The organism is Hahella sp. HN01 (genome assembly GCF_018986435.1).
Taxonomy (GTDB): domain Bacteria; phylum Pseudomonadota; class Gammaproteobacteria; order Pseudomonadales; family Oleiphilaceae; genus Hahella.
Map to the genome: position 1 here is coordinate 16015 of NZ_JAHMIN010000019.1, position 11743 is coordinate 27757.

Here is an 11743-nt window from a genome sequence, read left to right on the forward strand (position 1 = left end):
GACTCCCGCCGTGCTAGACTTTACCGTTACACGGCAGTTTCTTCCGTTCTTCTCTCCGGGTATATCCATTGTTCGAAGTAGAGAGCGCTGCGACTAATGATCAAGCCTCGAAAGGAGTTGTCAAAGACCAACACGTCTGAACGTCTGCGCCATTCCGCTCGCGTCGATCTGGGGATAAGCGTCGCGATAGTCACCGGGTTAACCGCCATGACCAGCGTCTTTCAGATTGATCTCCTCGAAGGCCTTTATGAATACTCCCGCGCCCACGAGGACTGGGAACTGGATGAAATCATCATTGCGCTGGGCTGGGTCGGGATCGTCGCCGTGGTGTATGGCGTACGCCGCCTGCTCGATATCAGAACCCTGAACCACGAAATCGCTTCTCACGCCTACTACGACATAGTGACCGGCCTGCCCAATCGCGTGCTCGCCGTCGACAGGCTCAATCAAATGCTCGCCAGCGCCCAGCGTCGTGATTCGCAGGTGGCGGTGCTGTTTCTGGATTTCGATAATTTCAAAGCCATCAACGATAATCACGGTCACGCCAAAGGCGACATGTTGATCAAAAGCGTTGGCGAGCGTCTGGCGCTGCAAGTTCGCCAGGGCGACACTGTGGCGCGTCTGGGCGGCGATGAGTTTCTGATCTTGATTGACCTCGATATCTCAGATAGAGATATCCTCCCCACTGTATCGCGCATCGTCAAAACGCAGAAACAGCCTCACCTGCTGGGAGGCATTGAGGTCACTGTCGGCTTCAGCGTCGGCGTGGCGCTGTTCCCTAAGGACGCCAATACGCCGGAGAGTCTGTTGAAAGCGGCGGATATGGCCATGTACCAGTCCAAAAGCGACGGCAAGGGGCAAGTGCAGTTTTACTGCGACGACATCGGCATCCGCCTCTCCGAACGGTATAAGTTGGAAAAAGGTCTGAAACACGCGATCCAGAAGAAGGAGCTCTACCTCGTCTATCAGCCGCAAATCGATCTGCGGCAGCGGCGAGTGATCGGATATGAAGCCCTCTGTCGCTGGCGTCATCAAGGTGATCATGTTCCCCCGGATATCTTTATCAAAATAGCGGAAGAAACCGGATTCATTCATGAGCTGGGACGCTGGGTCATGCAAACGGCGCTGGCGGAAAGCAAAGCCTGGACCGCCAGAAAGGACGCGGTGATCGCCGTCAACGTTTCCGCCCGTCAGCTTCAGCGGGACGACTTTGTCGACGAGGTGCGCCAGATTTTAGAGGAAGCGCAAATCCCCCCACAGCGTCTGGAGCTGGAAATCACAGAGACCGTCGCCTCGTCTGAGCATTCGTCCAATCGCAGGAAACTGCAGGAGCTGCACTATTTGGGCGTCAAAATTTCTCTGGATGACTTCGGCACGGGTTACTCTTCGCTGGTGAGATTGCGCGAACTTCAGGTCAACCAGCTCAAGATCGACCGCAGCTTTGTGTCCGGCACGGACGACCTGGACGTCAACAGGCAGATCATCAAGGCGATTATTTCCCTTGCGGAAAGCCTGGACCTGACCGTCATCGCAGAAGGCGTGGAAACGGCTGAACAGCTGGAGATGCTGAAGCAGTTCGGCTGTGATTATGTGCAAGGATATTTCTTCAGCCGACCGGTGCGCGCGGAGGAAATAAACGACTCTACACGCACGATCGAACATACCTCCGCCAGCGGCGCCAAAGTGGAAAAGTAACGCGGTTAACTCCGTAGCGCTACGTAGTTTCCAGCAAAAAATTCCGTAGCGCTCCTAACCTCCCAAAATCCGAATACAGGCATATACTTAATTGTCGCGCTCAACTCATGCTGAACGAGGAAGATTCATTATGCGGGTCAACCAGCCTGTCACAGGTCGCAACCTGGAGCTGCCGCCGGACGCCAATATTCTGTCCACCACTACGCCGGACAGCCACATTACCTACGTCAACCCGGATTTCATCAAAATCAGCGGGTTCTCAAAGGAAGAACTGGTTGGCCAGCCCCATAACATCGTGCGCCACCCCGATATGCCCCCCATGGCGTTCCAGCACATGTGGCAAACGTTGAAAAGCGGTCGCTCGTGGATGGGACTGGTGAAGAATCGCTGCAAGAACGGCGACCACTACTGGGTCAGCGCCTACGCCACGCCCATCACCAAAGACGGGCGCACGGTGGAATATCAATCCGTACGCACCAAGCCCTCCAAGAAGCAGGTGGAGGCGGCGGAAGAGCTGTACGCCCACATCCGCGCCGGCAAAACGCCTTTGGCCTGGAAACTGCCGCGATTGGATGTGCGCCTGAAAATTTCCATATTTTCCACGCTCAGCCTGATCCCGGTGCTGCTGTTCCTCTCGCATATGCTGACGATCAGCGCCGCCGACACCGCCATCATGGGCGCCTCACTGGGCTTGATGAACGTATTATTTATCTATTTGTGGCTGTCGCCATTGCACAAGCTGGTGTTAAAAGCGCGCACTATTTCCGATAACCCGCTTAGCCAGGTGCTTTACACTGGGCGTCACGACGAGTTTGGCGAAATTGAGTTCGCTATGGCCATGGCGCAGGCGGAGACCACCGCCGTGATCGGACGCATGGCCAACGCGGCGGACCAGCTGGAATCCCTGACGGACGAGCTGGTGTCGGAAATCGAGGACTGCAATAACAAAACCAATGGCCAGCAGTCGGAAACCGATCAGGTGGCGGCAGCCATCAACGAAATGACGGCGACCATTCAGCAAGTGGCCGCCACCACACAGGAAGCCGCAAGCGCAGCGGACCACGCAGACCAGGAAACAGCCCAGGGGCAGGAACTGGTCACCAGCACCAAACGCATCATCAGTTCGCTGGCGGATGAGATTCATCAGGCGGCGGAAGTGATTCACGATCTGGACAAACACAGCAAAGACATCTCCACCATCCTCAACGCTATTCAGGACATCGCCGAGCAAACCAATCTGCTGGCCCTGAACGCCGCCATTGAAGCCGCCCGCGCGGGAGAAATGGGACGCGGCTTTGCGGTGGTCGCAGATGAAGTGAGACAACTTGCGTCTCGTACGCAGCAATCCACTACGGACACCCAAAAAATGATCAATTCTCTGCAGGATGGCGCCCGCTCAGCGGTGGCCGCCATGGAGAAAAGTCGGGAGAAAGCCAATAACAGCGTCGACCACGCCCATCAGGCGGCGGAGAAATTGACCGCTATCGGCCGCCGCGTCAATCAGATTTCGGATATCAGCACCCAGATCGCCAGCGCAGTGGAACAGCAAGGCGCGGTCAGCGAAGGCATCAATAACAGCGTCGTCGCCATCCGGGATACCGCCAGCGCCAACGCCACCGTCGGCCAGTACAACCGCGAACGGGCTGAAAACGTGGCGCAACTCACCTCCGCATTGCAGGAGCTCGCCAAACAGTTCTGGAGTAAGCGACGCCAGTCATAAATTTTGCCTTGTTTTGCTTTATAGCGCTGCTATTCAAAAACTTAGGACGCAAGCCTAAACCAGAGACAATCACCGACATCCGCTCCCTTAACGGATGTCGGCCTTTTACAATCCCTCAGAACTCATCCGCGTTACCTTAATGGCGAGTCGCCTGTTCAACTCAGGTATACGATATCTGACCGTCACTCATCGCGGAGGAAACACTTTGAAAACATCTCTTATTACAACCGCCGTCAGCTATGCCCAGCTCGGCGAAAACGAAGCCCGCCAGTGGATGCTGCTGTCTCTGTTAGACATAATCCGCGCCAACGCCATTACTGCGGAACCCGCCGTGCAACTGGCGCTGGGCGCCCTGTTGGGCCGCTTTAATGGAGAGATCGACGCCAGACGATACCAGGAAGCGCAACAGTTTTTCCTGGATTGGATGCGAGACAGCCAAAGTGAACTCAACGAACCGGCTTTGATGTTCGCCAACGCTGTCCGCGTTTGCCTGGAACGTGAGGAACAGTCAGATGGACTGGAAGATGCGCTATTTATGTTCGCGCACTACCTGGATCAAGGGGAGTTCAGCCTGTTCGTCGAGGCGTAGATTTACCTTGCGGACGCAGTCAATTTGCCAAGCGCGCCCTCGATAGACTCTCCAGCTAATCGAGAGACTTCAACGCGCAAGGCGGCCTCCAGTTCAGGAATCGCCTGCTTGACCTGATGCTCGCCCAGTCCAAAGGCGGCGATATCCCGTACAGTTGGGTCCGTATCCTGAAGACGGGCGATCAGCGCGCTTTCGAATAACGCCGACGCCAACTCAGGTATGTTTTCTTGCGGCAATCCCGCCAGGGTTTTGGTCGCTTCCTGGCGCACTTCTGCCTCCTTGTCTTCCATCAGCGGAGCCAGCATCGCCACGATGGCCTCATCCGGCCAGCGTCCCACTACGCCGCAGGCGACACGGCGCACTGTTTTGTTGGCGTTACTCAGTAGCGGAACAAAAGCGGCGCGAACGCGATAGTCGGCAAAGTAGCGGTGCACGATGTGCGCTAACGCCAGAGCGGTTTCTTTAACAAGTCTGGCTTTGCCGTGGCTGAGCGCGTCAATCAATACGTCAGTGACGCGCGGGTCGCGAATCCAGGCGTGAGTCGCTTTATTCGTCGCCCTCGCCGCTTCTTTGGCGACGGCGGCGACCGCTTTGACGGCGCTGTCGTCAAAAGGCGGCTGTAGCGCGGATTGGAGCGGGCTGAGCTTTGCTTCCAGCGCTTCGTCTATCGGGATCAGTTCGTAGTAGGCGTTTTGCAGCAATGGGTTGTCGCCCTGGACGAATCCCTCTTGCAGCAGCAGTTCCCGGGCTTCTTCCAATGCGCCCTGCTGCAACAGGGTTTTGGCTTTTGCGATGAGTTGCGTTTGCTCTGACGCATCCCGTCTTAGCATCAACGTCCTCCTGACGATCTATTCAATGAATGTTGCGGCGTCTGCGCCTCATGCGGGATCGATTTTCTTCACCACATGAATCAGGCGCTCCACCTCGGTATATCCCAGAGCCGTGTGCGCTTTCAGGCTGATTTCATTGTTGACCAGCATGTCACTGCCGATTTCCCGCAGGCCGCGATCCAGGGCCCATTCTTCGGCGGCGTCCATCAGGCGGCGACCGACGCCCTGGCGACGATGGGAAGGGAGCACATACCAGCCCTCCACATAGGCGACCGGATGACTGGCGCAGCCTTCGCCGTATGAACGCAGACCGGCTTCCAGAAAGCCCAGCATGTCGCCGTTATCGTCGATGGCGACAAAGGTAGCGAGGTCCGGCATGCTGAAGTAGGCGTGAATTTCCCCTTCATGTTCCTGCGGCGGGGTTTCCGGCCAGAGTTCCTGACGTAAGGCCAGCCAGTTGGCTTTGTCGGCCTCCATGACGTATCGGATTTTCAAAGGTTTATCTCCCGTGTTCCGCAAGCGTACAGGCAGAGTTTTTCAGGAGCGGCTTTGTTTTGTCAAAGTAATTTTTAGCATTTGTTCCCAGGCCGACGCGCATCCGCCTGGGAACGGTTGTATAAAAGAGGTATCAAGCTCTTTCACCGCGCTTCAGTCGCAGCTGCATTCTCCGTCCACGTCCACATCTTTGCAGGAGATGGTTGCGCCGTCTTTGCAGTGCAGTTTTCTCAGCTTCACTGTGCATACGTCGGCGTATTTGCAGTTCAGATCAATTTCGCCGCCATGCACCGATATTTTCTTGTAGGTGACGTTTTCAATGCTGGAGCGGGCGTTCTTATCGCATTTGCTGCTGCCAGGGTCGTCACAGTGATCGTTGTGGTAGTCCGTTTTGATCTGGATCGGATTACTGGAAATGCGCTTCACTAAGCTGTCTTTGAATTTGATGTTTTCCACTTTGCCGTTAGCGTATTTCTGCATTTTAATGCGCAAGCCGAAGTGTGAGTCCATCACCGTTACATTCTCGACTTCTACATCTTTGACCACGCCGTTCATCGCAATGGAGCCGATTGAAAGCCCATGGCCGTTGTGACAGGTCACGTTGGAGATGCGCACATTGGACGAGTTGGCCTTGACGGCGATGCAATCGTCGCGACTACGGACTTCCGAGTCTTTGATGCTGATGTCGTCCCCGCTGATATCCATGCCGTCCAGGTTGCAGGAGCTTTTTGAGCCGTTATGGTGCGTGTTGACCGTGACGTCCTCAATCTCGATGCCGCCGCGGGAGTGTTCGACATGCAGGTTGAATCCAGGCCCGTGGGACAAGGTAATGGACTTCACTAACAGATTCTTGGAGCCTTGCAGATCCATCATGATGGGCCTGACTTTGCCGTCATAGTCGCCACAGTCCTTGTCGCCCATCCAGGTGTTATTGCGACCGTCGATCTCGCCATCCCCGGCAATCACCACGTTTTCCAGATTTTCCCCTTTAAACAGAGGCGGAAACCGCTTCTCGCCTTTGGGTATTGGCGGCCAGTCATCCTTGGAGGGCGCTTTCAGCTTATGCAGAATATACAGGTTCAGGTTGCTGCAAAGCTGGATCGGCACGTCCTGGCCATCCACTTTGGAGTCCTGATCGTCCATGAAGACGAATTTCTTCACCGAATCTCCCACCGCGCAACAATTAGCGATAGCGGAAGGCAAGTTGTAGTTATAGTCCGACGCATAACAACACATGTTTCCCTGCTCCGAGCAAACTGGATTTTCATCCGCCTGCGCGAGACCGCTCCACAAGAAAACAACAACAGCGAGTAGTTTTATCCCTATCATCCTGTTCATGATGACTCCCTCTTCCTGCCATTGAGTGTTTGAGGTTGTATCTTTAGGAATGGCGTGTCGTCCTAGGCGACGCGCTCTGTTTCACCTCCTTTCATAGATGGGTGAACAAGGCTCTATTATCTCCTCCCCATCTTCGCCACGTCACACATCGATTAGACGCATTGCGCATAAAACGCCCAAGGCTATAGCGGGATTTTCTATGGGACCAGTCGTAGCCATAAAAACCAAACGGGGAAACACTGCGGCCAAGCTGGCTTGCCAAACCGCAGTGTTTTTTAGGAGAGGTCGCCCTCTCCAAAAGCGTGACTAGAGCGAATTCAGGAAGTGTTTCAGGGCGTCCCGATCAGACGGACTTAGCGCCTCGTAAGTCTGGCGGCTGCCAGCGGCTTCGCCGTCATGCCAGAGAATCGCTTCGTCCAGGGTTCTGGCGCGGCCGTCATGCAGGTAGCGCACGTTTTCCTGACCGTCTTGCACAAACTTGAGGCTGCCCAGCCCCCACAACGGCGGCGTGCGCCACATGGACGCCACAGCGTCGCCCTGCGGCAGGGTGTCGGCCAGGCCGGCGCCCATATCGTGCAACAACAGATCCGTATAAGGGTGAATCGTCTGGTTGCGCAGTTCCGCCATCGGATGCGTGTTACCGGTCTTCAGGGTCGCGGTGTGACAGGCGACGCAGCCCGATTGCGCAAATACGTCTTTGCCCTGACTGATGCGCTCTGGATCAATGTCATGCTCTGGCGAGACCCGAATCCCGTCGGGATAACCACTGCGCAGACTGCGCTGCGCCGGCACGCCTAACAACGCCAGATACTGACCGACGCGATCCAGCTCAGCGTTGTCGATATGGGTGTCGGCGGCGTTGTCATGGCAGTCCGTTTCGGTCTTCTGACAGGAGCGTGATGGATAGGTCGGCGTGGTGACGCCCATGTCCTGCAGGAACGCGGTTCCCACCTGATGACGCAGGCTCAGTTTGGAAGCCTTCCAGCCAAAGCGTCCCAGCTGCACCGCGCCAGTCTCGGGGTTCTTGATCCAGTTGGGCTGACCGCGCACGCCATCGCCGTCCGCGTCATTTTCATCCGCGCCCGCGAGAATCGTCGCCTCTGAAACGGCTTCCAGCAGCCCCATGCCGATAACCTGCGGCGCCTGGCGTACGGAGTACAGCTCTGGCGTCGGTCCCTGGAAGGCGTAGTAAGGTTTGCGCAATTCAACCACTTCACCGCCATTCAGTTCCTTTGTGGTCACTTCATAGTGGCTGAGATTGACGGCGTAATTCTCCTGCCCGGCGTCTTTGGATTTCTGCAGTACATTGAAGCCATAGAATGGATCAGGCGCTGCGCCGTCTTGAGAGCCAAACGCCGCCGTCAGCACGGAATAACCTTCCAGCGCCTGTCCCGCCTGAGCGGGTTGGCTGCGGCCATTGCTCTGGTGGCAGCTGATGCAGCTCTCGTTGTTGTAACGGGGTCCCAACTGGCCGACATGCGCGCTGAACACCGGGTTGGTGTCGGAGAATTCAGAGTGTTTGCCAGATGAGAATGAGGTGTGGAACAGGCGTCGTCCTTCAACAAAGCGCTGGCTGTTCTCGATGCCGATGTTGTTGGCCATCTGCTGGAACATCCGATGGGGTTCTTCTGAGTAGTTGTAGGACACGCTCGCCTGACCGCCCAACAGGGTGTCCGGCGGCAGCGGTTCGGAATCCAGATTAGGAGCGATTCCGTACCAGGGACGCATGCCCTTGCCCACCACATAAAGCTGCTCGAAGGAGTAATAGCGCTCTCCGCCGCCGTCGATCACGGGCGTCAGCAAGCGCGGAGCCGGAGCCAGCTCGATCTTGTCGCCAACCTTCAAGGGGCTGTGCGGCGAGGTGCGCCAGTTGGAATTAAAATCCATCATGCATTCGCGCTTACCTGCATGACAGATAGGCTGTCCGCCCTCATTGGGATTGTTGAAGCCGTAGTTGAGGGACCAGCCGAAGTCTTTCACGTTCGGATTTTCGATGTTGCGGAACAAACTGAAGGTGGTGCCGCGGAAGGTATTGGCGTTCACATGCAGCCAGACTTCAATTTTATCGCCGCCAGCGGGAACCGAGTCGCGAATCTCCAATCCGAAGGTGCGGTTCTGGAAGTAGAAAGGCGGGAATGTGAGATAACGCCCCGGCCCCTGATCCGGCGCATCCCAGGGTTCGCCCCGCTCACGGGCGTGGCGCTCGGTGGGTCGGGCGCCCATCAGGGTGACCAGCGTACCGTCCGCATCCACATACTGAATCCGTTCCAGCACCTCCGTGCCTTTGGGATACAGCGGCGCGAAGGCGGCCGGCAGGTTATCCGGCAAATCAGGTTCATCCGGCTCGTTGGGACTGTTTGGATCACCGGGCCCGTCAGGTTCATCTGGATCGTCCGGCCCTGACAGCGGCGTTCCGTAGACCTCCAGGTCGAAGATGGAATACCCCCAGGCATTGCCGCGGCTGCGCTGAGTGGCGAAGATTCGCACGTAGCGATAGTCCCCGCTGACATCCACCGTATCGGTGCGATCACCGAATACGCCGCCGCTCTGGGTGGAGAGCGTGGTCCAGTTTTCGTTGTCGTTGGAGCCCTGGATTTCGTAGGTTTCCGGGTTCGCTGCCTCCCAGTCGATGACGACCTGCTCCAGGCTGCTCGCCCGCCCCAGATCCACGGTCAGCCAACTGGGCGACACGCCATGATTGGATTCCCAGCGGGAACGGCTGTCCGCATCCACGGCCAACCTCGCCTGGCGCAGCTCCGTGCTGGCGAACGTGTTTTTACCCGCCGCCAGATTGACGGCGGCCTGCGCGGCGGGAAATGACGACGCCGCAGCGGCGACGCCGATAAGTGTTCTGGCGAGCTTGTGCCGAAGCGCATTGTGGCACGAATCATTCGTATACATATTGACCTCCTTTTAACGCTCCCGTTCTTTGTTTTTTTCTAAGTTGTCTGAGTCTGGGCATAAAAATTCACAGCGGTAGTTAAGTGATAGCCGAACAAGTGACAACGCTTTCATTTAGATCTCAAGCGCTACAAAAAACAAATACAATACCGGCTTAAATTAATATATTTTTGGCATCTCTTGCGTCGCCAGTCAGTATTTGAACGCCCTAGACATGAAAACGCTTGCACAAGACAAAGCTAACAACCCGCCATATCTCAAACAATCGCCCGAACGGACGAGATAGCGGAAGTCTCACGGCCAATAAGCCACTGATCTTAAAAGGACAAATGACACTTACTCAGCTATTGCATTCTTCATCACCCTACAAAAATGTAATGCGAAGAACTGGCCGGCGAACGGTTTATAAATCGCATTATTTAAAGCCTGAAATTAATCGCCATGAGAAATTAACTAGACTCAACAAAACAGGACAAAATGTTTCGTTGATAGGTACAAGGAAAAGAAAGGAAAAAATATGTGGAATGAACTGGAAAGAGTGATGGCCTCACTTAGAAATACAACGCCTCTGTATACCACACCCTACTTTGTAGATATCCCCGGCTCTACATCGAAGGGCCAGCGCGCCATCAAAATTGAGGCCTCGGAATCGCCGCTTCGTTTCAATTTTGAGCTGGGCGATGGCGCCAACTCCAGAACCGTAAAGTGGTTGCCATGGGAGGAAGGCGGCGTCACCAAATTGAAGCTGAACCGGGAAGGCGCCGACTATTGGTTCGTCACCGCCGCGTTGTCCGGTTGCTCTGTTGGTTTTGATCGTAACAAAGGCGAAGTCTTTCACCTCAACGGCGGCTACAGCGACATACCCGCCGACTTACGCCAGACCAGCGACTTCCTGTGTCCCCTGCAAAGCGCCACCGGATTAACCCTGGACGCCTGGGCGCAAGGCGCCGGCGTGCGCTCCAATGCGAACAGCAATATCACCCAATACGGCTCCATAAGACGCAAAGACGCCGTCCCCGCCCGCCCGGCAAAAACCACTGGTCCCGCATTCTTGCGCAGAGCCCGCCCTGCCGAACCCGCCAAATACATGACCGACATCGCCCGCGCCACGGTCATCGGCCGGGTAAGCGGCGGAACCCTCACCCTCGCCTACCAGGACATCTCCGAACAAGGCAAACAACTTTACCCCTGGTATGAAATCACAACGGCCGTGTTGGCCTAACGGAGAGAACGGCAGGAGCATTTGAGCAAGTCGGATAAGCAAAGCGCTATCCGGCTTCTTGCTCTTCCATAAAGCTGGTGTCGGAAGGCGCTGCGCTTTTCCAACCTACCTAGCTTATAGGTTGTTCCTTCTTTGTAGGTTGGATAAGCGCAGCGCCATCCAACAAGCGGCTATCCAACAAACCGCCACTGCCATTGAGTGGGCATGGGTGAGCTAGAGTCATGCGTCTGCAATCCCACAAACTGGTAAAAAATAGCAACTTCGCCAATGAAAACAGATTGCTGTAGCTGTTACATGTGGGTATAAGGTTCCTCTCGTCAGCCTAGACGAACTTAATGGCATGCTGATGAAGTATCAGACTCAATGCTGGGATTCTGCGCGAACAGGTATGAAGTAATGGAGATTAAGTTTTGCTCACAGTGTGGTGAAACTATGAGATGGCGATCACCCGAGGGAGATAATCGCAACCGCTTTATTTGTGATAAATGTAATTTTATCCACTATCAAAACCCTAACATCGTCGCTGGTTGCATTGTTTACAAAGAAGACTCCGTACTACTTTGCAAAAGAGCTATAGAACCTCGGGCCGGGCTTTGGACTCTACCCGCAGGCTTTATGGAAAATGGAGAAACGACGAGGCATGCAGCCGAGAGAGAGACCTTTGAGGAGACTGGAGCAAGAATCTCCGCCGAAGAGCTTTTCGCAATTACAAACTCGCCTCATGCAAATCACGTAAATATCTTTTACCTCGCAAAGCTAAAAGACAGCCGCTTCCATCCAACTAGCGAAAGCTCAGAAGTTCAACTATTCAAAAAAAGCGATATTCCTTTGGATAACATTGCGTTTCATACAGTTAAGGTTGTACTGGAGCTTTTCTTCCGTGATGTGGAACGAGGAGATTTCAGCCTACATGAAATAGATTTTTAATTATTTAATACCTTGCCAGTCAAAAG

9 protein-coding genes are annotated in these 11743 nt (G+C 55.1%); 5 read left to right on the plus strand and 4 right to left on the minus strand.

Going from position 1 to position 11743, the window contains the following annotated elements; translation table 11 throughout:
• Positions 1-96 precede the first annotated feature (96 nt).
• The 3 genes from KP814_RS18250 (at position 97) to KP814_RS18260 (ending at position 4004) form a co-directional block, all read left to right on the plus strand.
• The gene (locus KP814_RS18250) at positions 97-1695 is read left to right on the plus strand and encodes a bifunctional diguanylate cyclase/phosphodiesterase (protein ID WP_216738095.1); all 1599 of its coding nucleotides are present in this window, start codon (positions 97-99) and stop codon (positions 1693-1695) included.
• A gap of 130 nt (positions 1696-1825) precedes the next feature.
• Positions 1826-3415 (plus strand): PAS domain-containing methyl-accepting chemotaxis protein, encoded by a 1590-nt coding sequence (locus KP814_RS18255; RefSeq protein WP_216738096.1) that lies wholly within the window; start codon positions 1826-1828, stop codon positions 3413-3415.
• Between the two features lie 205 nt (positions 3416-3620).
• Complete coding sequence (locus KP814_RS18260; protein WP_216738097.1) at positions 3621-4004, plus strand: hypothetical protein; 384 nt, start codon at positions 3621-3623, stop codon at positions 4002-4004.
• 2 nt (positions 4005-4006) lie between these two features.
• Here the strand turns inward: KP814_RS18260 and KP814_RS18265 are convergent, their stop codons facing one another.
• From KP814_RS18265 to KP814_RS18280, 4 genes are all read right to left on the minus strand, one after another.
• Positions 4007-4834, minus strand: coding sequence for a HEAT repeat domain-containing protein (locus KP814_RS18265; RefSeq protein ID WP_216738098.1), 828 nt, complete (start codon positions 4832-4834; stop codon positions 4007-4009).
• A gap of 48 nt (positions 4835-4882) precedes the next feature.
• Positions 4883-5329, minus strand: a complete 447-nt coding sequence (locus KP814_RS18270) for a GNAT family N-acetyltransferase (protein WP_216738099.1) — start codon at positions 5327-5329, stop codon at positions 4883-4885.
• A gap of 153 nt (positions 5330-5482) precedes the next feature.
• Positions 5483-6667, minus strand: coding sequence for a glycosyl hydrolase family 28 protein (locus KP814_RS18275; RefSeq protein ID WP_216738100.1), 1185 nt, complete (start codon positions 6665-6667; stop codon positions 5483-5485).
• Between the two features lie 306 nt (positions 6668-6973).
• The gene (locus KP814_RS18280; RefSeq protein ID WP_216738101.1) at positions 6974-9568 is read right to left on the minus strand and encodes a di-heme oxidoredictase family protein; all 2595 of its coding nucleotides are present in this window, start codon (positions 9566-9568) and stop codon (positions 6974-6976) included.
• Positions 9569-10085: 517 nt separating this feature from the next.
• Here KP814_RS18280 and KP814_RS18285 point away from each other — a divergent pair.
• Positions 10086-10790, plus strand: coding sequence for a hypothetical protein (locus KP814_RS18285; RefSeq protein WP_216738102.1), 705 nt, complete (start codon positions 10086-10088; stop codon positions 10788-10790).
• 402 nt (positions 10791-11192) lie between these two features.
• Positions 11193-11717, plus strand: coding sequence for an NUDIX hydrolase (locus KP814_RS18290; protein WP_371824068.1), 525 nt, complete (start codon positions 11193-11195; stop codon positions 11715-11717).
• The last annotated feature ends 26 nt before the right edge of the window (positions 11718-11743 follow it).